General features: G+C 57.4%; 21 protein-coding genes and 1 pseudogene. 3 read left to right on the forward strand and 19 right to left on the reverse strand.

The annotated features are described in order from the left end of the window. Window positions 1-13 precede the first annotated feature (13 nt). A complete protein-coding gene (locus KQH60_RS11010; RefSeq protein WP_237576486.1) occupies window positions 14-337 on the reverse strand; it encodes a hypothetical protein in 324 nt (107 codons plus the stop codon). Between the two features lie 906 nt (window positions 338-1,243). Between KQH60_RS11010 and ribA the strand changes: the two genes are divergently transcribed. After that, the gene (gene ribA / locus KQH60_RS11015) at window positions 1,244-1,894 is read left to right on the forward strand and encodes a GTP cyclohydrolase II (protein WP_237576487.1); all 651 of its coding nucleotides are present in this window, start codon (window positions 1,244-1,246) and stop codon (window positions 1,892-1,894) included. A gap of 81 nt (window positions 1,895-1,975) precedes the next feature. Here ribA and KQH60_RS11020 read toward each other — a convergent pair whose 3' ends face one another. The 4 genes from KQH60_RS11020 to cofC all read right to left on the reverse strand — a co-directional run bounded on the left by KQH60_RS11020 (window position 1,976) and on the right by cofC (window position 8,252). Then, the gene (locus KQH60_RS11020; protein ID WP_237576760.1) at window positions 1,976-3,817 is read right to left on the reverse strand and encodes an ABC transporter ATP-binding protein/permease; all 1,842 of its coding nucleotides are present in this window, start codon (window positions 3,815-3,817) and stop codon (window positions 1,976-1,978) included. 108 nt (window positions 3,818-3,925) lie between these two features. Then, a complete protein-coding gene (cofD, locus tag KQH60_RS11025; protein WP_237576489.1) occupies window positions 3,926-4,912 on the reverse strand; it encodes a 2-phospho-L-lactate transferase in 987 nt (328 codons plus the stop codon). A gap of 209 nt (window positions 4,913-5,121) precedes the next feature. Then, the gene (gene cofH, locus KQH60_RS11030; RefSeq protein ID WP_237576490.1) at window positions 5,122-7,614 is read right to left on the reverse strand and encodes a 5-amino-6-(D-ribitylamino)uracil--L-tyrosine 4-hydroxyphenyl transferase CofH; all 2,493 of its coding nucleotides are present in this window, start codon (window positions 7,612-7,614) and stop codon (window positions 5,122-5,124) included. Beyond that, window positions 7,602-8,252, reverse strand: coding sequence for a 2-phospho-L-lactate guanylyltransferase (gene cofC / locus KQH60_RS11035; protein ID WP_237576491.1), 651 nt, complete (start codon window positions 8,250-8,252; stop codon window positions 7,602-7,604). The genes cofH and cofC overlap by 13 nt, the downstream gene beginning before the upstream one ends. Window positions 8,253-8,593: 341 nt before the next feature. On the opposite strand from cofC, the gene cofE reads away from it, so the two are divergent. Further along, window positions 8,594-9,376: a coenzyme F420-0:L-glutamate ligase gene (cofE, locus tag KQH60_RS11040; RefSeq protein WP_237576492.1), complete on the forward strand. Its 783-nt coding sequence runs from the start codon at window positions 8,594-8,596 to the stop codon at window positions 9,374-9,376. Between the two features lie 26 nt (window positions 9,377-9,402). Beyond that, window positions 9,403-9,564: pseudogene (locus KQH60_RS11045) on the forward strand (IS3 family transposase); the annotation flags it as partial. Between the two features lie 179 nt (window positions 9,565-9,743). Here KQH60_RS11045 and KQH60_RS11050 read toward each other — a convergent pair. The 14 genes from KQH60_RS11050 to nuoE form a co-directional block, all read right to left on the reverse strand. Continuing rightward, the gene (locus KQH60_RS11050) at window positions 9,744-10,697 is read right to left on the reverse strand and encodes a triacylglycerol lipase (protein WP_237576493.1); all 954 of its coding nucleotides are present in this window, start codon (window positions 10,695-10,697) and stop codon (window positions 9,744-9,746) included. A 69-nt stretch (window positions 10,698-10,766) separates the two neighbouring features. Continuing rightward, entirely contained in the window at window positions 10,767-11,246 is a 480-nt protein-coding gene (locus KQH60_RS11055) for a hypothetical protein (protein ID WP_237576494.1), read from the reverse strand. 7 nt (window positions 11,247-11,253) lie between these two features. After that, entirely contained in the window at window positions 11,254-11,844 is a 591-nt protein-coding gene (locus KQH60_RS11060; protein ID WP_237576495.1) for an NUDIX domain-containing protein, read from the reverse strand. A 27-nt stretch (window positions 11,845-11,871) separates the two neighbouring features. Further along, a complete protein-coding gene (locus KQH60_RS11065) occupies window positions 11,872-12,186 on the reverse strand; it encodes a DUF2818 family protein (RefSeq protein WP_237576496.1) in 315 nt (104 codons plus the stop codon). A gap of 14 nt (window positions 12,187-12,200) precedes the next feature. Next, a complete protein-coding gene (gene nuoN / locus KQH60_RS11070) occupies window positions 12,201-13,673 on the reverse strand; it encodes an NADH-quinone oxidoreductase subunit NuoN (protein ID WP_237576497.1) in 1,473 nt (490 codons plus the stop codon). Window positions 13,674-13,691: 18 nt separating this feature from the next. Beyond that, entirely contained in the window at window positions 13,692-15,188 is a 1,497-nt protein-coding gene (locus tag KQH60_RS11075; RefSeq protein ID WP_237576499.1) for an NADH-quinone oxidoreductase subunit M, read from the reverse strand. A 13-nt stretch (window positions 15,189-15,201) separates the two neighbouring features. Beyond that, window positions 15,202-17,244 (reverse strand): NADH-quinone oxidoreductase subunit L, encoded by a 2,043-nt coding sequence (gene nuoL / locus KQH60_RS11080; protein ID WP_237576500.1) that lies wholly within the window; start codon window positions 17,242-17,244, stop codon window positions 15,202-15,204. A 21-nt stretch (window positions 17,245-17,265) separates the two neighbouring features. Beyond that, on the reverse strand, window positions 17,266-17,571 hold the full coding sequence (nuoK, locus tag KQH60_RS11085; protein ID WP_041753724.1) for an NADH-quinone oxidoreductase subunit NuoK: 306 nt from the start codon (window positions 17,569-17,571) through the stop codon (window positions 17,266-17,268). A 22-nt stretch (window positions 17,572-17,593) separates the two neighbouring features. Further along, a complete protein-coding gene (locus KQH60_RS11090) occupies window positions 17,594-18,286 on the reverse strand; it encodes an NADH-quinone oxidoreductase subunit J (RefSeq protein WP_237576501.1) in 693 nt (230 codons plus the stop codon). 67 nt (window positions 18,287-18,353) lie between these two features. Further along, entirely contained in the window at window positions 18,354-18,842 is a 489-nt protein-coding gene (nuoI, locus tag KQH60_RS11095) for an NADH-quinone oxidoreductase subunit NuoI (RefSeq protein ID WP_237576503.1), read from the reverse strand. Between the two features lie 9 nt (window positions 18,843-18,851). Beyond that, window positions 18,852-19,916: an NADH-quinone oxidoreductase subunit NuoH gene (gene nuoH, locus KQH60_RS11100; RefSeq protein ID WP_237576504.1), complete on the reverse strand. Its 1,065-nt coding sequence runs from the start codon at window positions 19,914-19,916 to the stop codon at window positions 18,852-18,854. After that, entirely contained in the window at window positions 19,917-22,247 is a 2,331-nt protein-coding gene (nuoG, locus tag KQH60_RS11105) for an NADH-quinone oxidoreductase subunit NuoG (RefSeq protein WP_237576505.1), read from the reverse strand. 71 nt (window positions 22,248-22,318) lie between these two features. After that, window positions 22,319-23,644, reverse strand: a complete 1,326-nt coding sequence (nuoF, locus tag KQH60_RS11110) for an NADH-quinone oxidoreductase subunit NuoF (protein ID WP_237576506.1) — start codon at window positions 23,642-23,644, stop codon at window positions 22,319-22,321. Continuing rightward, window positions 23,641-24,117, reverse strand: coding sequence for an NADH-quinone oxidoreductase subunit NuoE (gene nuoE / locus KQH60_RS11115; protein ID WP_076786431.1), 477 nt, complete (start codon window positions 24,115-24,117; stop codon window positions 23,641-23,643). The genes nuoF and nuoE overlap by 4 nt, the downstream gene beginning before the upstream one ends. Window positions 24,118-24,196: the final 79 nt, after the last annotated feature.

Here is a 24,196-nt window from a genome sequence, read left to right on the forward strand (position 1 = left end):
GGACCGTGACCGATCATTCTAGCGCGTTTGCGCGTGACGAGTCTTCCCCGCCCGCCGCCCACCACGCCGCTCGTTGCGGCGGGTCCACGCCGGCTGCGCAGTGCCAGATCGACTGCACGGCACGATAAGCTCCGGCCACGTCAAACAAAATCTGCTCCAGCCAGAACGCGCCGAGGATCGCCTTTACGTCGCTAACCTCGCCGCACCGGACCCACTCGTACAATATGGCCGGTTCGACGGCGATCAATCCCACAAACTCACCGTCGTTCAACGTACGCTTCCCTTCAGGCAGAGCACGCTCCCAATACAGGTCGATTAACGAGCCAGAGGGCGCCATCGCCGCCGCCCCTTCCATGGTACGTTGGCCCCGGAACCGGCCTGCGTTGCGAATCAGCGACCGCTGCTGCCCATCAGATCTACACGTATGTTCGTAGTCGTTCGTCCTTGGCAAGCTTCGTGGCCTTCGGGCGTTTGGCCGCTCGCCCGGCTTCCGCTGCGCGACTGTGCCCGATACACCAGCGTACAATCACGCGTCGCTGCATGCTCTGAGAATGACAGATAGCGACCCGAGCGTGGCGACAACTTGGTCGGCGGCATGCAACCGGTTTTGTGAAACCATCGCGGCCCCAACGGCTGTGACATGCCGCTCGCCAACGCCGCGACGTCCCCTCCCATTCCTTCGGCAATCCATCTGCAGAACGCTTGCTTCGTCTCCCACTGATTGATACCTGATCTGCCAGGCGAAGACATCATTGGCCATCCCGTGGACTCCGAAGCCCAACCTTGGGATCGGCCCATATAACACCGCTCATTCGAAAGTGTTGCAACGACTGGTTGAATCTGCCGACGCGTTACCGCGCCGGACGAAACCACAGAGCAACAAAAACAATAGAGCAACAATTACGGCAATCTGCCGTCAAATAATGCTTTATGATTTACAATGAAACGCGCGCATCCATCACTTGCCGCCCGTATCGTACAGGCCTGCGCAACTGGCCATACCCTATGCAATTTTCTATTGCCATTTTCATACAAGTATGCAATCCTACTCAACGACATAGCCTAAAAACAACATTGCGCGCTGCCCTGTTAGGGCATCCGACATTACATAGCGACCTTTAAGCAAGAAGGCTTATCTGGCATCTTGTTAAGTGAGCCATGCTGGATAAAGATCAAGTTTTGTCGGATATAGCAAAATTTATGTATTGCAGCAGTACCACTTCAGCCTCCCGAGGGTGATCCGATGCTACTACAATGCCATGATAGAAGCAGCGAATGCGTAACGCATGTCGGCAAAGCAACGATGCCGACTCGTTACGGAAATTTTGTTGCCCATGCATTTCGTTCAAAAAATGATAACAATGAGTATCTCGCGCTGGTAATGGGCGACGTTTGCCAGCGTGAATCCGTGCTGACACGACTGCACTCCGAGTGCCTCACCGGTGATGTATTAGGATCACTGCGTTGCGATTGTGGCGAACAATTGGACGCGGCACTACGCTCTATCGCATCCGAGGGCGCCGGCGCGCTATTGTATTTGCGGGGCCATGAAGGACGCGGCATTGGCCTGTGCAACAAAATTCTTGCCTACGGACTCCAAGAGCAAGGACGTGACACGGTCGATGCCAATCGCGACCTGGGTTTGCCGGACGACGCGCGCGAGTATGACTGCGCGGCGAGTATCGTGCGCCAACTCGGCATCCTGTCGGTACGGCTGATGAGCAACAATCCGGATAAATTTAAGGCACTGCAGCGCCATGGCATTCCGGTATGTGAGCGCGTTGACCTCGCGATTGCATTACGCGAAGAAAACGAGCGTTATATCTGGGCTAAGCGTAATCGTTTCGGGCATTATTTCGACGAGAATGAGCTTCAGTGCCCGTTGTCATTGTAATTAGCTCGGCGCTCACCACGTAAAGCGGTGGATATAGTGTAGTGAGCGCCGATCAAAGCCATCGCTTTTATCTACGCACTTTTATTCAGGCTGCTTATGTTGCAATGCCCACATTTTAGCATATAGGCCGCCTGCATTCAGCAATGCTTTATGGGTGCCCCGTTCCACGATACGGCCTTGCTCCATGACAAGAATCTGTTGCGCATGCGTAATTGTCGACAGACGATGTGCAATGATCAGCGTTGTACGATGACGCGCAAGCTTTTTTAACTCATGCTGAATCGCGCGCTCGGCGCGTGAATCGAGTGCTGAGGTCGCTTCATCAAAAATTAGAATAGGTGGCTTCTTTAGCAATGTGCGAGCGATGGCGATGCGCTGCTTTTCGCCGCCAGATAATTTCAAACCACGCTCACCCACTATGGTGTTGTAGCCAGCGGGCAAGCTTTCAATAAAAGCATGAATATGGGCGGCGCGCGCAGCCGCCACCACTTCTTCTGGCGACGCAGACAACCGACCGTACGCAATATTGTAATAGATCGTGTCGCGGAAAAGCACCGTATCTTGCGGCACAATACCAATGGCCGTGCGCAGCGAATCTTGCGTCACAGTCCGAATGTCTTGGCCATCGATCATAATACGCCCAGCGCCATGATCCACATCATAAAATCGAAGCAACAGTCGTGCGAGTGTTGACTTACCTGAGCCGCTATGTCCGACAATTGCGGTCGTCGTACCCGCTGCAATCGTAAAGCTTACATCTCGCAAAATTTGCCGTTGCGTTTCATATGAAAAATTGACATGCTCAAAGCATACTTCAGCGCTTTGCACAGCGAGCGGAGCTGAAACTTCGAGATCGTCAACTTCACTTTTGAGCTTTAGCAGCGAAAACATCTGCTCCATATCGGTCAGACTTTGCTTCAAAGTTCGATACATATTTCCCAAAAAACTCAGTGGAATATATATCTGCAACATAAACGTATTAATTAACACAAAGTCGCCCAACGTCAACTGCTTATCTACGACCTGTTGCGTCGCGCGCCATAAAACGGCGATCATGCAGATTGCAATAATCGACTGCTGACCAAAATTCATGAAAGAGAGCGACTTTTGCGATCGAATCGCCGCATTATGATAAAGCATCATGCCTTCATCATAGCGCTGTACCTCGTGTTGCTCGTTACCGAAGCACTTGACTGTCTCATAATTAATAAGCGAATCGACCATTACCGTATTGGAGCGCGAATCAAGCGCATTCATCTCCTTCCTTAAACTCGTACGCCATTCCGTCACCATCACGGTAAACGTGATGTAAGCCACAAGCACGGATAATGTAATAATCGTATAATAAATATCGTAGCGAACAGCAAAAAAAATGAGTACCAACATGACTTCAACGCATATTGGCAGAATATTGTAGAGCGAATATGAAACAAGCGTCTTGACGCCACGCGTTCCTCGCTCGATATCGCGTGATAGCCCCCCCGTTTGCCGCTCAAGGTGAAATCCCAACGACAGCGTGTGCAAATGTCGAAATACTGCGAGTGCCACTTGTCGTGCCGCGCTGTAAGCTACTTTCCCAAAGATAATTTCACGCAGTTCAGCAAAAAGTGAGCTTGATAAGCGCACGACCGCATAAGCGACAATAAGAAAACTAACACCGTGAAACAAAGAAAATGACGACTGCTGCGTTGCCAACCGGTCAATTTCCGATAATTGGTCGACAATCGCTTTCATTACCACTGGCACGCCTAGATTAGCGAGTTTTGAACCAACCAGACAGACGAGCGCAAATGCGACACGCCCTTTATAAACCATCAAATAAGGAAATAGTGCAGCGATTGTTTGCCAATCACCGCACCGATTTGAAGATGACAGCGGAGAAACAAAAGCCCAAAAGCGGCGCAGGCGTAATGGATAGTGCATTCTTTGTAAGTAGTTCAGCAAGCGCTTGCCGTATCGCATGCCATTGATCATTATTTTATTTCTGTATAATAATTAATCCACCTTATAAAAAATCATGGTCAATTGGATTCAAGCGGCGCTGTACTGTGCAGCGTGGCTTGCCTGTCGATTGCTTCGGCGATGTTCAAGGCACGCCAGAACGTGTCGTGCAAGTGCGATACGCTCATCAGGTGTTTTCATGAGCGTCTTGACTTTATTGACTGCCACCCCGTCCGCGCGCAGGAGGTCATGATCGCATTCATCCGACGGATCAATGACCAAAAGATCAAGAAAATCGGCATAAAGCGAAGCAATCGCGTTAACCGAAGCATCCATGCCCAGTTCATGCATCATCTTGGTCAATGGGCCTTTGACTGCTTCGCCGCCGACAAGTGGTGCAACAGCTAAAACAGGCACATTGCAGGCACGCAGCCTGTCACGCACACCTGGTAGTGCCAGAATCGGTCCAATGCTGACAAAAGGATTTGAAGGACATAAGATCACGCCAGCCAGGTCAGGCGTACTCAACGCTGCGTCAAATGACGGCGATAATCGTGCCGACGAAGCCCCTTCAAAGCGAAACCCCGACACGCGTGGCTCACATCGCCGTTTAACAAAATACGTCTGGAAAGGCAAATCGCCTTCGTCTGTCTCGACGATGGTTCTGACCGAATCGTTAGACATCGGGACGATCGAATGCTTGACACCGAATGCTTTCGCAATGGTCGCGGTTAAATCACACAAACTGGCACCACCGTCAAGCAAACTGCGCCGATAGAGGTGCAGCGCGAGGTCTTTGTCACCCAGCTGGAACCAAACCGGTCCGCCTAAATGAGTTAGCGCTTCTTGCGAAGACCAGCTCTCGTTTGCACGCCCCCACCCTTTTTTTGTATCCGCCACATCGGCCAGCGTATAGACAACCGTGTCTAGATCTGGACAGATGAGCAAGCCAAGATGCTCAAAATCGTCACCCGTGTTCACAACGATCGTCAACTCGTCAGCAGACAGCACATGCGCTAGACCATAGGCTAGCTTAGCGCCCCCCACCCCGCCGCACAACGCAACATACTTTGCCATTACCTTTCTGCTTAAAGACCCAACATTTTTGACTCAAACAGATCACCATTTTGACCCTGTCAGGCCGGATAGCGTCTGTCTAGTTTGATATAGACGGTTGAGCATCTTGGTAAATCCATGGTGTGAAGCAATGCATGAGCCCCACCACAATACCGATTTGAGGACACCAGCACGCAAGCCACACCATGAATTTACCTATACAGGTCTAATCATTGTTTCACTTCACTTAAGACCTGATGGCCGTGCCCACGCACTAAGCGTCCGGCCTTATTGAACCGCACAGGTACCAGCGCAGGAGCCGCATACGAAGCCTGCTGCCGCTCAGGATTGACGCCACGATAAAGAGGGGTGCGCTGCATCGCACTGCGCCCGAGTCTAGCGGCCAGTGCTTCCATGGCGGCAGGTGGCATTTCCTGCCCGTGAGCTGCACCGGCTGCGCGGCTGATCGACTCATTCATTAAGGTACCGCCCAAATCGTTGGCCCCCGCCTGCAAGCAAAGCTGGGCACCCTGCTCACCCATTTTCACCCAAGACGTTTGAATATTGTCAATCAAGCCATGGAACGCCAGACGCCCGACTGCATGCATCAACACGGCTTCTCGTAAAGTCGGCCCCTGACGCGCGCCTTTCTTTTTGAATAATGGCGCTTCCTCATGGACAAAGGGCAATGGAACAAACTCAGTCAGTCCGCCTGTATCGCGTTGCAGCTCTGCAAGCCGGAGGATATGTCGTGCCCAGTGCTTATACGATTCGACATGGCCGAACATGATCGTGCAAGTGGTTCGCAATCCCAACTCGTGTGCCGATCGCACGACGGTCAACCATTCTTGCGTATTCAGCTTGTCCGGACAGATTTGTTGGCGCACTTCGTCGTCCAGGATCTCGGCTGCGGTCCCAGGCAAAGTACTTAACCCAGCACTTTTCAAATCAGACAAAAAAGCGCTGATTGATTTCCCCAAGCTAGTTGCGCCATGCAACACTTCAAGGGGCGAGAAAGCGTGAATGTGCATGTCTGGGCATTCTGTTTTAGCCGCTTCGCAGATATCAAGGTAAGTGCGTCCCGTATAGTCAGGATGAATGCCCCCTTGCAAGCAGACCTCCGTGGCGCCGCGATCCCACGCTTCTTTAACGCGGCGACGGATTTCGTCGAGGTCAACGATATAGGGCTTCTCACGCAAGGCCTCTTGTATCGGCCCGCGCGAAAAAGCGCAAAAATTGCAATGGTATTGGCAGACGTTTGTGTAGTTGATGTTCCGATTGACAACATAAGTGATCGTGTCGCCGTTTGTCTGCCTGCGCAAACGATCCGCCGTCTGTGTCACGTGCGTAAAATCATGACCGCGTGCGTTGAACAAATGCACAAGTTCGGCTTCTTCGAGGCGATCACCCGCCACGCATTTATCGACGATATCAATCGTCTGCGGACAAACACGGTCAACGTGTGAAGCCGTGGTAGTCACTGTCAGGCAACCGATATCCCCGATCGTCTTGGAGCCTGCTTTCCATAGATCGCTTGTTGCCAATCCACTGCAATCTGAATGACGCAGCACATCAGCATGCAAGTCCGGGTCGATCCAACGATCACGTTCCTCGATATAGGCAGGATAGACGGTTATCCGCTCGGTCAACGTCTTCCCACCCCTATCTGTGACCTCACTTAAGCGGTCAATTTGCGGCCACGGCGCCTCTGGATTAACGTGGTCAGGCGTGACTGGCGATACACCGCCCCAATCATTGATTCCCGCGCGAATCAAATCGGTCAGGTCACCGTCGAAAAGATTAGGCGGCACCTGAATGCTCATTGCGGAACCCAGAACCAACCGGGCGACGGCGGTTGTCCAACACAATTCGTCCATTGACGGCTCAGGCGCGTTGACCATTTTGGTGCCGGGTTTCGCGCGAAAATTCTGAATAATGACTTCCTGCAGATGGCCATAGCGATCATGCAAATCCCGCAGCGCAAAGAGCGATTCAAGCCGCTCACGGCGTGTCTCCCCGATACCAATCAATATGCCCGAGGTGATCGGTATATGCGCTTCGCCAGCCAGGCGAAGCGTTTCAATCCGTGCTGCCGGGTGTTTATCGGGAGAGCCGTAATGCGGCCCACCACGCTCGGAAAGACGTTCAGAAGCCGTCTCTAGCATCACCCCGAAGGAAGGGGCATGGGGCCGCAGCATCTGGTATTCCGCAGCACTTAGCACGCCCATGTTAAAGTGAGGCAGCAGCCCAGTTTCAGCTCGTACACGTTGCGCGACCTCAGCGACATAGCTGGCTGTCGTAGCATGACCCAGTTGCTGCAGCGCTTCGCGTGCAGCGGCATAACGCACTTCGGGTCGATCACCGAGCGTAAACAAAGCCTCACGACAGCCTACTGCAGCACCCGCCCGTGCAATGTCCAGCGCTTGGTCCACGGTAAGAAATGCTTGGCCAATGACTCGTGGCGCTTTGGCAAACGTACAGTAGTGGCAGACATCTCGACAAAGATGAGTGAGCGGAATAAAGACCTTGCGCGAATAAGTGATGACGTTGCCCCATCCGACGTCTCGCCATGCCGATGCCAGCCCCGCCAACTCACGCCAATCTTGCACCGCTTCAAGCTCATACGCCAAAGCTTTGTCATCTAGCCTTGGCTGGTTGCCCTTAGCGGAGCGTTCGATTTCTTGAATCATTCTATAAATAGGATTGCTTACTAGGTTTGACATAGCACTCTCCTCTTGACGTCTTTGATAGAAGACTCGAATTCCTCAAGGTCGGCAGGCAAATCAACATCCAACGCCCACGCTCTTGAACGGACAATCCAAACATCCATTCCGGCGCGCCGAGCGGCGTTTTGATGAGCGGAAAAGCTGGGCCCGCTGAAAAACAATGGAATAGCGCCAGGTCGGCAAATCAGTCCATTCGTGCCCTGACCGTCCCGGTTCGGCGCCATGCCAATCGCATCGACCGGAGCACGGCTCAACCTGTCGATGGCTGCCACGTCAAGCAGCGGCAAATCACCGGGGACAAACATCACACGCTCTCCACCTGCCGCCGCAATATGGGCCATCGCTCGCGAACAAGCATTCGCCATACCTTCATCCGGTGGTCCCCATAAGATCTCGGCACCGGCCGCCTGGGCCATTTCCGCCGTACTTTCTGACGGCGTCACCACCAATAGGGAAGCAATCCGAGGCGATGCGCGCAACGTGCCAATGACATGACTGGCCATGGAAAAAAACAGCGCTTGGCGCGCAGCATGACTCAAAACGCCAGCCAACCGAGTTTTGGCGCACTCAGGCGCTTTCAACGGCACCACCGCCCAGATTCCGGTATTGCGCTGGGCGACAGAAACAGGAGACATCCCATTGCATCTCATATTGTTTCACTTCCCGAAAAATCAGGTTAGCTGTGTCGAGCTCAAAGCAATCGAAACAATTACCTAGCTTAGGCACCTATTGCACAACGAATGGGTACGTTTGCTTCCTTCGTGAGTGTCGCTAGCTTGTGTACAAGCACTGCATTGCCATAGTTCAATGACATGTTTACAATATGTTTACATAGTAGCAAGCAAATTGTCTAGTCACTTGTTATTGACTGTGCACTTGTTATTGACTGTGCCCATTTTTTCTGAGAATCTTTTTACCACTCAAGGAAAGGTGCGGAGCTAAGAGGATGAGCCACGCTACAAGAACAGCAAGAAGCATGACTGTGTCCGCCATCGGTGGCATTCCCCTAATACAAACAGGGGATGATCTTGGCCAGATTATTACGGAGGCGATCCACAAAAACGATATCGTTTTACAAAATGGCGACGTGTTAGTGCTTGCACAAAAGATTGTTTCAAAATCTGAAGGAAGATGGGTTGCGCTATCCTCTGTCACGCCGGGCAAGCAAGCGATCGATTTGGCGCAGAAAGTCGATAAGGATCCGCGGCTCGTTGAACTTATCCTTTCTGAGTCGGCAGAAATCGTTGCACACAGGCAGGACGGTGTACTGATCACCGCTCACCGCCTCGGATGCGTGATGGCAAATGCCGGTATCGATCATTCCAATGTAGGTGATGAAGACAGTGTGCTTCTGCTTCCGAAAGACTCGGATCACAGCGCACGCGAATTAAAAAAGCAGTTTCATCGCTTGTGCGGCGTCGATATCCACATCATCATCAACGATAGTTTTGGCAGGGTGTGGCGCCATGGCACGGCAGGATGCGCCATCGGCGTAGCGGGCTTTTCCCCACTTAAAAATTATATTGGGAAGCCGGATCTGTTTGGGCAGCTCTTGCGCACAACCCAGGTGGCAGTGGCCGATGAACTCGCCGCAGCAGCTTCTTTCCTAATGGGACAAGCCGATGAAGGATCGCCTGTTGTGCTGATCCGCGGCGCGAATTTGCCCGCTGCGGATGGAACGGTCCAACAGCTTATTCGCCCCAAAGAGGAAGATTTATTTCGTGAAACCTCCTCTACATTGGCAGTAGAAATGGCCTGAGCATGAAATGAGAGGTGGCCGCGCAAAGCCAGTTCACGGCGAACGCGTTCACCGATGCTGTGTTGGGCCGAGACCTCGGACTGTCGATGGGCGGCAAAGGAAGCTGGCGTGATAACGTGTTCGTTGAACGCGTGTGGCGCAGCGTCAAGTATAAAGAGGTCTACCTAAAAGCGTACGAGTCGGTCAGTAGGCGAGGTCAATAAACGCGGAAGGTGGCATGTGGGCAGCCAAATTGAGAAAAGCAGCAGTTAAGTGGGGGCGGTCTTGTGGGCGGTGCAATGATCGGCCGCCTGTCCAAAACTAATGAAAATTCCAGCGAAGCGCAGAAGGTTCAGGCGCCACGTCCTGCGCTGTCCACTGGCCAGCCTTACAACCGTGTCGCTTGGGTTATCGCGGTGAGCAGCCCTAAAACGGCTTTCGAATGGAGTTCGCTATGGGTGGCGTCCGCCACATGAAGCTCGGTATTGGCCAACGGATTTCTTATCTTAGCCTTATTTAATCCCATTTTTTGGAAAAAATTGTCTTTAAATGGCGTGACAAAATCTAGGCCACCTTTGGGGGCAATGGTATCTTTGCCACCCGAAATATGAATATAATGTTCTACCGTTTCTCTAAGCTTCTTTGTCGTCGGCAAATGATCACCTCGGATGGGTGTGCCTAAGGTGACCAGTTGCTCAATATTACCTTGTGTCAGCTTAATCGCTTCAAAAGCGACATTGCCACCATGGCTATGGGCAATGACATTCGTGATGATACCGGCCCGTGTGTTTTCATCGATTTTTTTCGCAAGGGTTTGCGCCGCCTCAATACGGGCAAGTCGATGATTTTTTCCACTCCATTGTAAAGCACTCACTTTCCCGCCAAATCTTTCCCGGACAATATCGGCGTATTTCCCATTCGGGCTGGTCCACCCTACTTCGGCGGCAGTGGCGTTGAACGTGCCATGCACCAAAATGGTTTCAATGCCATTGTTTGATTGCTCGGACGGCCCGATAAAATTGGGTGGGCGATTAAGATAGGGCATTTTGTGCAAGAAATTCAATAAGCCATAGGTCATTTGCTCCTGTGTGGCTTCCGAGACGGCTTCTTTTTTGTCTTTGGGAATACTTTTATCGTGGCCTATCTCAAGATTGGTGGTATGAATCTCTTGCGATCCATTGTACAAGCGTCTCGAAATGGCTTCCACTCCCTTGAATGGCCTCTCTGAATCGATATCCAGCCAGCTGACCAGCCTGACAGATGAATCTTGGTCGGGTACAACCTGCGCTCGCCCTGCCTTTCTCTGTTGGTCGGACTGGACCTTGTAAGCCTTCTTTCCCATCATCCACCTCGTCAATGCAATGATTTTGCGCTAGGTTGACGTAGCAATACATCAAATAACAGCTGTATATCATCGGTTCGAATCTGACACAATACCGATTTGCCGTGCACGAGATCGCTTCAAGTCCGTGCGCATATAGTGGTAGGGCGTCGGGAGCAAGTGCAGCTGCGTGTCCGCTTCATCGACGACCAGTGCGTAGCCGGCAAGCGTCGTGCTTGATGCCCAGCGCTGTAGGATCTCGCGGATGCAAATATTGTCGTCTACCGTCACCACGCCCGAGAGCGTCACCCGCAAATGCTGGACAGTCGTGGAGACGTCTGTGTCGGGGCCCTCAACGGGCTGGCAGCTCAATTCAACCTTATCCAATGGGGCGCGATACGCTGCGCGCGCAGCGCTTGGATCGGCTTGTCTTAACACCGTACTCAACGCGGCTTTTAAAAGGGGCGCGGCCTGACGATTCCAATCAATTCCCGCGCCGCTGGCGATGCTACCCCAAGCCCCCTGCGGCAGTGCTTCCGTGGCCAACTCAGCGGCGCTTTGATCCGCCACGCCGGCATCAGACTACCTGCGCGGTATTTTCCGGCCAAACACCAGACAAAATTTTCTCAAGCCAAAACGCACCAATGATCGTCTTGACATCGCTAATGTCCCCGCGCCGAATCCACTCGTGCAATATGGCCGGTTCGACGACAATCGTTTCCAAAAACTCACCGTCGTCCAGCGCACGCTCACCTTCAGTCAGCCCACGCGCCAAGTACAGGTCGATAAACTCGGTCGAATACGAAATGACCGGGTGGATGCGGGTCAAGTAGATGAACTCGTTCGCGCGATAGCCGGTTTCCTCGCGCAACTCGCGTTGAGCGCACGCGAGCGCCCCTTCCTGCGGATCGAGCTTGCCGGCCGGAAACTCAACCATCACACGGCCAAGCGGGTAACGATACTGGCGCTCCATCAGCACGCGGCCGTCATCGAACAGCGGCAATACCATCACCGCACCGGGATGCTCAACAAACTCGCGCGTGGCCGTCTTGCCGTCCGGCAACCGTACGATATCGCGCTTGAGCGTCAGGAAATGACCGTTATATAGGGTCTGGCCGTCGAGACGGGTCTCGACCAGATGAGCGTCATCTTTCGGAATGCGTGTCATGTCGCGCCTTTTTGTGCAGTCGCCGATTCACGCGGCGCGCCGCTTGACGAGATACTGGTAAACGAAGCCGGGAAACGCAAGCACGACGAACAGGCTGAACGTGATCGCGTAAAACTGCCAGCCTTGCTCGAAGCGATTGCCAGCCCGCGCCTCGAGCGCGAAGCCAAGCAGTCCCGTGACACAGTAAAGCGCGATCAACTCGGCGATCCGCCACCAGGCGCTTTTACGTGCGCCCGGCGCGGCGCCAGGTACCGGCAGTATCGCCAGCAACCGCTGGTTGACGAACGGCAGGTTCGCGCCGAGCAGCGCGACCAGGACGATAAACCAGCCAGAGGGCGACATTATGAAAACCGCCGTTACAGCGACAGCGTCTGGCGCACCGCCTGCAGGCAACTCGACATCAGCGGTCCGGGAACGATGCCAAGCAACAGCACCGCGAGACCGTTGAGCGCGAGCAGTGCACGGTTGCCGCCGTAGGCGGTGATCGGCGTCGCGTCCACTGGCTCGTCAAAGTACATCAGCTTGACGATGCGCAGATAGTAGAACGCCCCGAACAGCGACGTGACAACAGCGAGCACCGCCAGCCACGTCAGGTTCGCATTCACAGCCGCCTCGAGCACCGCGAATTTCGCATAGAAGCCGACCGTCGGCGGGATGCCCGCCAACGAGAACATCATCAACAACATCACGAACGCGAACACTGGACTGCGCTTGTTCAAGCCTTTGAAGTCGTCCAGCGTGTCAGCCTCAAAATCGCGGCGCGCAAGCAGCATCACGATACCGAACGAGCCTAGCGTCGTCAGCAGATACGTGATGCTGTAAAACACCGCGGATCCGTACGCACTCGCCGCACCGCTCGCCTTACCATCGACGACGCCGGACAGCAGGCCGAGCAGCACGAAGCCCATATTCGAGATCGCCGAGTAAGCGAGCATCCGTTTCACATTGCGTTGCACGATACCGGTGATGTTGCCCACGATCAACGACAGCGCGGCCAGAATCACCAGCATCGTCTGCCAATCAACCGCCAGCGGCATGAGCCCCATCACCAGGAAGCGCAGCCCCCACGCGAAGGCCGCGACCTTCGGGCCGCCCCCAGTGAGCAACGTCATCGCGGTCGGCGCGCCATGATAGACGTCGGGTACCCACATGTGGAACGGTACGGCCCCCATCTTGAACGCGATGCCAGCAACGATGAAGATCACACCGAACAGCAGCACCGCATAGTTGATGCGGCCCGACGCGATCGCGGTGAACACGTCATGCAGCTCGAGCGAGCCGGTCGCGCCGTACATCATCGAGATGCCGTACAGCAGGAAGCCGGACGCCAGCGCCCCAAGCACGTAGTACTTCATCGCCGCTTCGCTGGACTGCGGCACGTCGCGACGCAGCGCGATGATCGCGTACAACGATAGTGACATCAGTTCCAACCCCAGGTACAGCGTCAGGAAATTGTTGCCCGACACCATCACCAGCTGTCCAAGCAGCGAGAACAGCGCCAGCAGATAGAAGTCGCCGCGGAACAGGTCACGTTCTTCGAGGTACTTGCGCGAATAGATCAGCGACACCGCAAAGCCGAGCGAGATGAACGACTTCATCAGGCTCGCGAACGGGTCGACCACATACATGTTCGAGAAGTAGTAGTGCGGATGCGGATCGGTCGCCATCACCGCATACCAGAGCGAGGCAATCAAGCCAGACGCGACCGCGATCATATAGGTCAGGCCGCGGCCCTTCTTGCCGGCGATGATGTCGTTCAGCCATGCGACGACGGTCACAATCATCAGGAATGCGTCGGGCAACAGGGCGTTGAGAGGAGCGTTTTGCATAGTGTTTTTAATCCTCCCTTACTGCGGCGACGCCGGCAGCTTCGACTGCGCGACATGGGAGAGCAGGTTAATCACCGATTCGTGCATCACGTTCGTGAACGGCTTCGGGAAGATGCCCATGTACAGCACGAGCAACGCCAGCACCGTCAACATCCAGAACTCGCGGCGGCTCAAGTCGACAAGCTTCGCGACATGGTCGTTGGCGACCGCGCCGAAATAGACGCGCTTGAACATCCACAGCGTATACGCGGCGCCCAGGATCAACGTGATCGCCGCGAGTAATCCAATCCAGAAATTGAACTTCACGGCCGACAGGATCACCATGAATTCGCCGACGAACCCAGATGTGCCCGGCAACCCGCAGTTGGCCATCGAGAACAGCATTGCGAACGCCGCGAACTTGGGCATTGTGTTGACGACGCCGCCGTAGTCGGCGATCTGGCGCGAATGCATGCGGTCATACAGCACGCCGATGCACAGGAACATCGCACCCGACACGAAACCGTGCGAAATCATCTGCACGATGGCCCCTTCGACGCCGAGCTGGCTAAACAGAAAGAAGCCGAGCGTGACAAGGCCCATGTGCGCGATCGATGAATACGCGACCAGCTTTTTCATGTCGGCTTGCACCAGGGCGACGAAGCCGATATAGATCACGGCAACAAGCGACAGCGTGATCACGACCGGCGCCAGCATGTGGCTCGCATCGGGCGCGATCGGCAGCGAGAAGCGCAGGAAGCCGTACGCGCCCAGCTTCAGCATGATTGCCGCCAGCACGACCGAGCCGCCAGTTGGCGCCTCGACGTGCGCGTCGGGCAACCACGTATGCACCGGCCACATCGGCACCTTCACCGCGAACGCGAGGAAGAACGCGACAAACAACAGCACCTGCGGCGTCATGCCGAGCGGCAGCGCATGCCAAGCTGACAACTCGAACGATTGCGACTGCGTGTACAGGTAAATCAATGCGACCAGCATCAGCAGCGAGCCAGCTAGCGTGTACAGGAAGAACTTGAACGCCGCATACACGCGGTTCGGGCCGCCCCAGACACCGATGATTAGGTACATCGGGATCAGTGTCGCCTCGAAGAACACGTAGAACAGCATCCCGTCGGCCGCCGAGAATACACCGACCATTAGACCTGACAAGATCAGGAAGGCGGCCATGTACTGCGCCACGCGGTCCGTGATGACCTCCCATCCGGCGATCACGACGATGACCGTGATCAACGCGGTCAGCACAACAAACCACATTGACAGCCCGTCGACGCCGAGGTGGTACGTGATGTTGAAGCGTTCGATCCATGGTGCGACTTCAACGAACTGCAGCGCCGACGTGCTTGCGTCGAAGCCGCTGATCAACGGCAGTGTGACGATGAAGCTGACCACTGAGCCGATCAGCGCGGTCCAGCGCGCGACACCCGGCGTCTTGTCTGAACCGACTGCAAGAACAGCGATACCGAACGCGATCGGCAGCCAGATTGCGAAAGTCAAAATGGGGAAATGAGCGTGCATACCTGTCCTCGCGTTATTTGCTCAGCGTAACGAACAGGGTTAGCAACCCCAACATGCCGATAATCATGGCGAACGCGTAGTGGTAGATGTAACCGGTTTGCAGGAAGCGGATCACGCCGGCAAACTTCGCGACCGCGCGTGCGCTGCCGTTGACCAGGCCGTCGATCACGACGACATCGCCCTCCTTCCAGAGTCCTTTGCCGAACGCCACCGCGCCCTTGGCGAACACGACCTCGTTGATCTTGTCCATGTAGTACTTATTGTCCAGCAACGTATAAATGCCCGAGAAGCGCCGGCGAATCGCTGCCGGGATGTCCGGCCGCTTCAGGTACAGGAACCAGGCGACGATGACACCGGCCAGCGCGAGCCAGACCGGCCAGCCCGAGACCGAATGCAACGCCATCGGCATCCAGCCGTGGAACGCGTCGGCCATCTCACGCAGCACGTCGTGATGCTCGCTGACGTAGACAACCTTGTCGAACACGACGCCGTGCGAGAAGAAGTCGCCGAAAATCATCGGACCAACCGCGATCGCACCGATCACGACGGACGGGATCGCGAGCAGCACCAGCGGCAGCGTGACCACCCACGGCGTCTCGTGCGGCTCGTGCGCGCCATGCCCATGATGCGCCCCGTGGCCATGCCCATTACCGTCGTGATGCACGTTGCGAAAGCGCTCCGGACCGTGGAACACCATGAAAACCATCCGGAACGAGTACAGCGCAGTCACGAACACACTGGCGGTCACCGCGAAGTATGCCAATCCCGAGCCCGGCAAGTGCGACAACTTGACCGCCTCGATGATCGAGTCCTTCGAGTAGAAGCCGGAGAAGAACGGCGTGCCGATCAGCGCGAGCGAGCCGACCAGCGATGTGAGCCACGTGATCGGCATGTACTTGCGCAGCCCACCCATGTTGCGCATATCCTGGTCGTGATGCATGCCGATGATCACCGAACCGGCGCCCAGGAACAGCAGTGCCTTGAAGAACGCGTGCGTCATCAGGTGGAATACCGCGACCGAGTAAGCGGAGGCGCCGAGCGCCACGGTCATGTAGCCGAGCTGGGACAGCGTCGAGTACGCGACGACCCGCTTGATATCGTTCTGTACGATGCCGAGGAAACCCATGAACAGCGCGGTAATCGCGCCGATCACCATCACGAACGACAGCGCAGCGTCGGACAATTCAAACAGCGGCGACATCCGCGTGACCATGAAGATGCCAGCGGTCACCATTGTGGCGGCGTGGATCAGCGCGGAGATCGGCGTCGGGCCTTCCATCGAGTCAGGCAGCCACACGTGCAGCGGGAACTGCGCGGACTTGCCCATCGCGCCGATGAACAGGCAGATGCAGGTCACCGTGATCAGCTGCCACTGCGTGCCTGGCAGCACGCCTGCGCTGGTCAGCGCGTCGCGATGCGCGAATACATCGCCATAGTTCAACGAGCCGACATACGCGAGCACCAGGCCGATGCCGAGCAGAAAGCCGAGATCGCCGACGCGGTTCACGAGGAACGCCTTCAGGTTCGCGTAGATCGCAGTCGGACGCGTGTACCAAAAGCCGATCAGCAGGTAGGACACCAACCCGACCGCTTCCCACCCGAAAAACAGTTGCAGGAAGTTGTTGCTCATCACGAGCATCAACATCGAGAACGTGAACAGCGAGATGTACGAGAAAAAGCGCTGGTAGCCCGGGTCCTCCGCCATGTAGCCGATCGTGTAGATGTGCACCATCAGCGACACGAAGGTGACCACGCACATCATCATCGCGGTCAGCGAATCGACCAGGAAACCGATTTCGAGCGTCAAGCTGCCCTGTCCCGGTACGATACTTGGCAGCGTCGCCCATTCGTAAATCGTGCTATTGAAGCTGGCGCCATCGAGCACGTCGACGAACACCAGCGCGGAGATCACGAAGGCGATCGCCACGCCGAGGATCGTCACGCGATGCGCATTGTGGCGACCGATGGTCTTGCCGAACAAACCAGCGATCAGTGAGCCGGCCAGGGGCGCCAGCGGGACCGCCAGCAGCAGGTTGGGATTGAGTGTCGTTACCATAACAGTCAGGGCCTTTTTTCTTTAACCCTTGAGCCGGTCGAGATCCTCGACGTTGATCGTGTCGAGGCTGCGGAACAATGTGACCAGGATCGCGAGGCCGATCGCCGCTTCAGCCGCGGCCACGGTCAGCACGAAGAACACGAAGATCTGGCCGTGCGCGTCGCCAAGATAGTGCGAGAACGCAACGAAATTGGTGTTCACCGCGAGCAGCATCAACTCGATCGCCATCAAGATGATGATCACGTTGCGACGGTTCAGGAAGATCCCAACGATCGAGATCGCAAACAGGATCGCGCCGAGCACGAGGTAATGGGCGAGGCTCAACATGGTTCTTTTCTCCTTGTCCCGGTCAGCGGGTGTTGCCGACCGCGCCAGCACCGGTGTTGCCCGGCGTCGCCGGTTGCGTCGATGCGTCCGGCGCCTGCTTTTCGGCGGCCATCCGTACCAGCCGCACGCGATCCTCGCGCCGCACCCGCACCTGCTCACTGACGCGCTGGCGCTTCACGTCCTTGCCGTCGCGGATCGTCAGTGCAATCGCCGCGACGATCGCGACCAGCAGCACGAGGCCCGCGACCTCGAACGCGAAGATGTAGTCGCTGTAGATGATCCGGCCGATCAGGCGGGTGTTCGACAGCGCGCCCCCGGCTCCGGCTGTTTGCATCGTCTGCACAGCGTCATGCACCGGCGAGACGGTCGCGCCGTAACCGTGCCAGAGGATCAGCGCGGTCTCGATCACGATGATTACGCCGACAATCGTGGCCATTGGCACGAAGCGGCGGAAGTCGCGCCGCAACACATCGAGGTCGATGTCCAACATCATCACGACGAACAAGAACAGCACCATCACCGCGCCGACGTAGACGAGCACCAACAGGATCGCGAGGAACTCGGCCTCGAGCAGCATCCAAATTGCCGCGGCGTTGAAGAACGCGAGCACCAGAAACAGCGCCGAGCTCACCGGGTTGCGCGCGGTGATCACCTTGAGCCCTGACGCGGTCATGAGCAGCGCGAAGATGTAGAAAAGGACGGTCGTGAATTCCATGTTTACCGGATCATCGTTAGGCGTGTCGTTATCGTTTCATGCGTCGGGGCAACAGGCCCCGCGACGCTCACCGGTACGGTGCGTCGGCCGCCTTGGCCGCCGCAATCTGGGCTTCGTAGCGATCGCCGACCGCAAGCAGCATGTCCTTCGTAAAATATAGGTCGCCGCGCTTTTCGCCGTGATACTCGAGGATCTGCGTCTCGACGATCGAATCGACCGGGCAGCTCTCTTCGCAGAAGCCGCAGAAGATGCACTTGGTGAGGTCGATGTCGTAGCGCGTCGTGCGGCGCGTGTTGTCGGCGCGCACTTCCGATTCGATCGTGATTGCTAGCGCCGGACAGACCGCCTCGCACAGCTTGCACGCGATGCAGCGCTCCTCGCCATTGTCATAGCGGCGCAGCGCATGCAGTCCGCGAAAGCGCGGCGAAATCGGCGTCTTTTCCTCGGGAAACTGGACCGTAATCTTGCGCTGGAACGCATACCGTCCAGTCAGCGCGAGCCCCTTGAGCAACTCGGTCAGGAAAAATGTCTTGAAAAAATTCTGAATTGCGTTCATGGCGACACCTTATTTCCAGATGTTCAGCGGCGACATGATCCAGAAACCGACCACCACCAACCACACGACACATACCGGAATGAAGATCTTCCAGCCTAGGCGCATGATCTGATCGTAGCGATAACGCGGGAACGTCGCGCGGGCCCAGATGAACACCGACAGCAGGAAGAACACTTTGAGCACCAGCCAGACGATGCCCGGGATGAACGACAGGAACTCGAACGGCGCGCTCCAGCCACCGAGGAACAGCGTCGCGGCGAGCGCCGAGATCACAATCATGTTGATGTACTCGGCGAGGAAGAACAGCGCGAACGCCATCCCCGAGTAGTCGATCATGTGCCCAGCAACGATTTCCGACTCCCCTTCGACGACGTCAAATGGGTGCCGGTTGGTTTCGGCGATGCCGGAGATGAAGTAGACGACGAACATCGGCAGCAGCGGCAGCCAGTTCCATGACAGGAAATTGAGGCCGAGCCCGGCGAACAACCCGCGCTGCTGCGAATGTACGATATCGGATAAGTTCAGGCTGCCCGACGTCATTAGCACGACGACCAGCGCGAAGCCCATCGCAATTTCATACGACACCATCTGCGCGGCCGCGCGCATCGCGCCGAGGAATGCGTACTTCGAATTCGACGCCCAGCCGGCGAGGATCACGCCGTACACGCCGAGCGACGAAATCGCCATCGCATACAGCAAGCCGGCGTTGATGTCGCCGAGCACCGCTTCGGCCTGGAACGGAATCACCGCCCAGACGGCAAATGCCGGCACCACCACCATGATCGGCGCGATGAGATAGATCCACTTCGTCGCCTGCGCCGGCTGGATCACTTCCTTCAGCAGCAGCTTGACCACGTCGGCGATCGGCTGCAAGAGCCCCTTCGGCCCGACGCGGTTCGGCCCGAGCCGCACGTGCATCCAGCCGATTAGCTTGCGCTCCCACAGAATCAGATAGGCGACGCACAGCAGGATCACGACCGACACGACGAGAATGCGCACCAGCGCCCATACGGTCGGCCACGCGACGCCCAGCAGATCGCTGCCAGTTGCATTGATCGTTTCGAACACGCCCATTTAAGCCTTCTCCACCAGCAGATCACCAAACAGGCTGCCAAGCTCGGCGGCGGCGGGCGTCGCCGCCGGCACGCGCACCACCGCGTCATGCAGCTTCGCATCGCGCAGCGCCGGCAGCGTCACCGATGCCTCGCGCTGTCGCACGCGTACCGCATCCCCTTCCTTCAGTCCGAGTTGGTCAAACAGCGCGGCGGGCAACGACACGCGCAGCGCAGCCTTCGCGGCCCCAGTCAGATGCAGTGACGGTGCACGGCGAACCAGCGGGTCGGCGTCGTAGATCGGCACGTCGGCAATCCGCTCGAATGCCCCAGCGGCGCGCGCCGCTGCGCCGCGCGCCAGCGGCGCGCGCGTCGCGTTCGACAGACGGGCCTGCACGTCCACGCCTTCCAATGCCGCAGTGGCCACTTCCTCGGCGCTCGTGTAGTCGAAATTCGGCAGCCCAAGCAGGTTGCCCAGCACGCGCAGCACCTTCCAGCCCGGCCGGGACTCACCCAGCGGGCGCACAACACCGGTGAACGATTGCACCGTGCCCTGCGCGTTGACAAACGTGCCGGCCGTCTCGGTGAACGGCGCGATCGGTAGCAGCACGTCCGCGTAGTCGGCACCGGTCTTGAACGACGACAGCGCAACGACCATGTCGGCCTGCGCCAGCGCCGCGCGGGCCTGCCGCGGATTCGCGACGTCGAACTCCGGCTCGACGTTGAACAACACATACGCGCGGCGCGGCGACGCGAATGCCTGCGCAGCGTCAGCACCGCCTTCGCCGGGCAGCGCGCCAATCAGATGGGCGCCGACGGTGTTGGCCGCCTCCGGCAGGAAGCCGAGCGTCGCGCCGCTCGTCTGCGCGATCCACTGCGCAACCGCGTGCAGCTTCGCAAATTCGGGATGGTTTACCGCGCTCGTGCCCAGCAGGACCACGCGCTGCTCGCCGTTCGACAGCGACGCGGCGATGTCCTTCGCAGCCGCGTCCGGCTGCACGCCGACGAGCTCGGCCGGCAACGCCGCGCCACGGATCTCGGCCACCGCGGCGGCCACGCCGGCCAGCGCGTCGACCCAAGCCGACGGTGCCGCGACGATCTTGTGCGCGACATTGATCAGCGAATCATCGGCGCTCGCGTGCAACAAGCTCACCTTGGCACCGCCGGTGGCAGCCTGGCGCAGCCGTGCTGCCAGCAACGGATGATCGCGACGCAGGAACGAGCCGATTACGAATGCGGAATCGACGCTGGACAGCGTCGCGAGCGGCATGCCGAGCCACGGCGCGCCTTGCAGCGGCGCGGAAAAATCGCTTTGGCGCAGCCGGAAATCCAGATTCGCGCTACCCAGCGCACGCGTCAGCGTCTTGAGCAGGAACAATTCTTCGAGTGTGCTGTGCGGGCTGGCGAGCGTAGCGATTGCGTTCGCGCCATGCTCGGCCTTCATGTTCTTCAAGCCGTTCACGACGTAGTTTAGTGCGGTTTCCCAGTCCACCTCGCACCACTTGCCGCCCTGCTTCAGCATCGGCTGCGTCAGGCGCTCCGCGCTGTTCAGCGCCTCGTACGAAAAGCGATCCTTGTCCGAAATCCAACACTCGTTGATCGCCTCGTTTTCCAGCGGCAGCACACGCATCACCCGATTGTTCTTCACCTGCACGATCAGGTTCGCACCGACCGAGTCGTGCGGGCTGACCGAGCGGCGACGCGACAATTCCCACGTCCGCGCGCTGTAGCGGAATGGCTTGCTGGTCAGCGCCCCGACCGGACACAGGTCGATCATGTTGCCCGACAACTCGGAGTCAACCGTGTTGCCGACAAACGTCGTGATCTCTGAGTGCTCGCCGCGGCCCAACATGCCGAGTTCCATGATCCCGGCCACTTCCTGGCCGAAGCGCACGCAGCGCGTGCAGTGGATACAGCGCGTCATCTCTTCCATCGAGATCAGCGGCCCGACGTTCTTGTGGAACACGACGCGCTTCTCTTCTGAATACCGCGACGCGGACTTGCCGTAGCCGACCGCCAGATCTTGCAGCTGGCATTCGCCGCCCTGGTCACAGATCGGACAATCCAGCGGGTGGTTGATCAGCAGGAACTCCATCACGGACTGCTGCGCCTTCACCGCCTTGTCCGACGTCGTGCGCACGACCATGCCGGCGGATACCGGCGTCGCGCATGCCGGCACGGCCTTCGGCATCTTCTCGACCTCGACCAGGCACATCCGACAGTTCGCCGCGATCGACAGCTTCTTGTGATAGCAGAAATGAGGAATGTACGTATCGACCTTGTGCGCAGCTTGGATCACCATGCTGCCTTCCGGCACCTCGACCTTCTTGCCGTCTATTTCAAGTTCAACCATGATGGTGAAGGGTCCCTAACCTAATCCTGTGCGCCCGCTCACGGCGGGCCTTGGCGACTTGCGGCGCCCGCTCACGCGGTCGCGGCGAGCGCTGTATCGCGTGGTATGCCACCTTGCGCCGGAACGAGGCAATGCTTGTGCTCGACGTGATACTCGAATTCGTTCCAGAAGTGCTTCAACATGCCGCGCACCGGCATCGCCGCTGCGTCGCCCAGCGCGCAGATCGTGCGGCCCATGATGTTCCCCGCGACCGAGTTCAGCAGGTCCAGGTCTTCCTGACGCCCCTGACCATGCTCGATCCGATGCACGACCCGATACAGCCAGCCGGTGCCCTCGCGGCACGGCGTGCACTGCCCACACGACTCCTCGTAGTAGAAGTACGACAGGCGCAGCAGCGAGCGCACCATGCAACGCGTATCGTTCATCACGATCACCGCGCCGGAGCCGAGCATCGAGCCGGCCTTCGCGATCGAGTCGTAGTCCATGTCCGTCTGCATCATCTGCTCGCCCGGCACCACCGGCGCCGATGAACCGCCCGGGATCACCGCCTTGATCTTGCCGCGCACGCCGCCGGCCAGCTCTATCAGCTTCGCGAACGGCGTGCCGAGTGGCACTTCGTAATTGCCCGGCAGGTTCACGTCACCGGACACCGAAAAGATCTTCGTGCCGCCGTTGTTCGGCTTGCCCAACTCCAGGTACTGCTGCGGCCCGATCGCCAGCAGGAACGGCACCGCCGCGAACGTCTCGGTGTTGTTGATCGTCGTCGGCTTGCCGAACGCGCCATAGCTGGCCGGGAACGGCGGCTTGAAGCGCGGCTGCCCCTTCTTGCCCTCAAGCGACTCGAGCAGCGCGGTTTCCTCGCCGCAAATATAGGCGCCATAGCCGTGGTGCGCATGCAACTCAAACGAGAACCCGCTGCCCAGAATGTTATGGCCGAGATAGCCGGCAGCACGCGCCTCGTCCAGCGCCTGCTCGAAGCGCTCGTAGACTTCCCAGATCTCGCCGTGAATGTAGTTGTAGCCGACGGTAATACCCATCGCGTACGCGCCGATCGCCATGCCTTCGATCAAGGCGTGCGGATTCCAGCGCAGGATGTCGCGGTCCTTGAACGTGCCGGGCTCGCCCTCGTCGGAGTTGCACACTAGGTACTTCTGCCCGGGAAACTGACGTGGCATAAAGCTCCACTTGAGTCCCGTCGGGAACCCTGCGCCGCCACGACCGCGCAGGCCGGACGCCTTCACGTCCGCGATCACCTGCTCCGGCGGGATCTTCTGCTCGAGAATGCGGCGCAGTTGCTGGTAGCCACCGCGTGCGACGTAGTCCTGCAAATGCCAGTTCTCGCCGTTCAGGCCCGCGAGAATCAGCGGATTGATATGCCGATCGTGCAAAGACGTCATTTGGACAGCTCCTCGAGCAACTGGTCGATCTTCTCGCGGCTCATGAAGCTGCACATCCGATGGTTGTTCAGCAACACCACCGGCGCATCGCCACAGGCGCCAAAACACTCGCCTTCTTTCAGCGTGAACTTGCCGTCCGGCGTCGTCTCGCCAAAATCGATTCCCAGTTTCTGCTTCAGATATTCCGCGGTCTCTTCTGCACCGCCCAGTTGGCACGGCAGGTTCGTGCACAGCGTGATCTTGTGCTGACCGACTGGCGCGGTCTCGTACATCGTGTAGAACGTCGCCACTTCCTGTACCGCGATGGCCGGCATCTTCAGATAGTCGGCGACGAATTGCATCAGCTCCGGCGACAGCCAGCCCTGCTCCCGCTGCGCAATCGCAAGCGCTGCCATCACGGCAGACTGCTGGTGACCGGCGGGGTACTTCGCCACCGCGCGATCGATTTCCTTGAGGCCTTCAGCTGAGATCATTTTCAGACACGACTTATTCAATGCTTACCGAACGAAAACCTGCCGGCGGACCGCTACCGGCAGACCTGACGCTCCTTGA

It is taken from the genome of Mycetohabitans sp. B8 (assembly GCF_021991875.1).
Lineage (GTDB): Bacteria > Pseudomonadota > Gammaproteobacteria > Burkholderiales > Burkholderiaceae > Mycetohabitans.

Bases quoted from the DNA above. Each gene is read 5' to 3' on its own strand.
- cofH (WP_237576490.1), bottom strand. From the start codon at position 7,614: ATGTCAAACCTAGTAAGCAATCCTATTTATAGAATGATTCAAGAAATC.
- cofC (WP_237576491.1), bottom strand. From the start codon at position 8,252: ATGTCTCCTGTTTCTGTCGCCCAGCGCAATACCGGAATCTGGGCGGTG.
- KQH60_RS11050 (WP_237576493.1), bottom strand. From the start codon at position 10,697: ATGGGAAAGAAGGCTTACAAGGTCCAGTCCGACCAACAGAGAAAGGCA.
- nuoL (WP_237576500.1), bottom strand. From the start codon at position 17,244: ATGGTAACGACACTCAATCCCAACCTGCTGCTGGCGGTCCCGCTGGCG.
- KQH60_RS11075 (WP_237576499.1), bottom strand. From the start codon at position 15,188: ATGCACGCTCATTTCCCCATTTTGACTTTCGCAATCTGGCTGCCGATC.
- nuoK (WP_041753724.1), bottom strand. From the start codon at position 17,571: ATGTTGAGCCTCGCCCATTACCTCGTGCTCGGCGCGATCCTGTTTGCG.
- KQH60_RS11065 (WP_237576496.1), bottom strand. From the start codon at position 12,186: ATGTCGCCCTCTGGCTGGTTTATCGTCCTGGTCGCGCTGCTCGGCGCG.
- nuoI (WP_237576503.1), bottom strand. From the start codon at position 18,842: ATGAACGCAATTCAGAATTTTTTCAAGACATTTTTCCTGACCGAGTTG.
- ribA (WP_237576487.1), top strand. From the start codon at position 1,244: ATGCTACTACAATGCCATGATAGAAGCAGCGAATGCGTAACGCATGTC.
- nuoN (WP_237576497.1), bottom strand. From the start codon at position 13,673: ATGCAAAACGCTCCTCTCAACGCCCTGTTGCCCGACGCATTCCTGATG.
- KQH60_RS11060 (WP_237576495.1), bottom strand. From the start codon at position 11,844: ATGACACGCATTCCGAAAGATGACGCTCATCTGGTCGAGACCCGTCTC.
- nuoF (WP_237576506.1), bottom strand. From the start codon at position 23,644: ATGACGTCTTTGCACGATCGGCATATCAATCCGCTGATTCTCGCGGGC.
- KQH60_RS11090 (WP_237576501.1), bottom strand. From the start codon at position 18,286: ATGGAATTCACGACCGTCCTTTTCTACATCTTCGCGCTGCTCATGACC.
- nuoE (WP_076786431.1), bottom strand. From the start codon at position 24,117: ATGATCTCAGCTGAAGGCCTCAAGGAAATCGATCGCGCGGTGGCGAAG.
- KQH60_RS11010 (WP_237576486.1), bottom strand. From the start codon at position 337: ATGGCGCCCTCTGGCTCGTTAATCGACCTGTATTGGGAGCGTGCTCTG.
- cofE (WP_237576492.1), top strand. From the start codon at position 8,594: ATGACTGTGTCCGCCATCGGTGGCATTCCCCTAATACAAACAGGGGAT.
- nuoH (WP_237576504.1), bottom strand. From the start codon at position 19,916: ATGGGCGTGTTCGAAACGATCAATGCAACTGGCAGCGATCTGCTGGGC.
- cofD (WP_237576489.1), bottom strand. From the start codon at position 4,912: ATGGCAAAGTATGTTGCGTTGTGCGGCGGGGTGGGGGGCGCTAAGCTA.
- nuoG (WP_237576505.1), bottom strand. From the start codon at position 22,247: ATGGTTGAACTTGAAATAGACGGCAAGAAGGTCGAGGTGCCGGAAGGC.
- KQH60_RS11020 (WP_237576760.1), bottom strand. From the start codon at position 3,817: ATGCACTATCCATTACGCCTGCGCCGCTTTTGGGCTTTTGTTTCTCCG.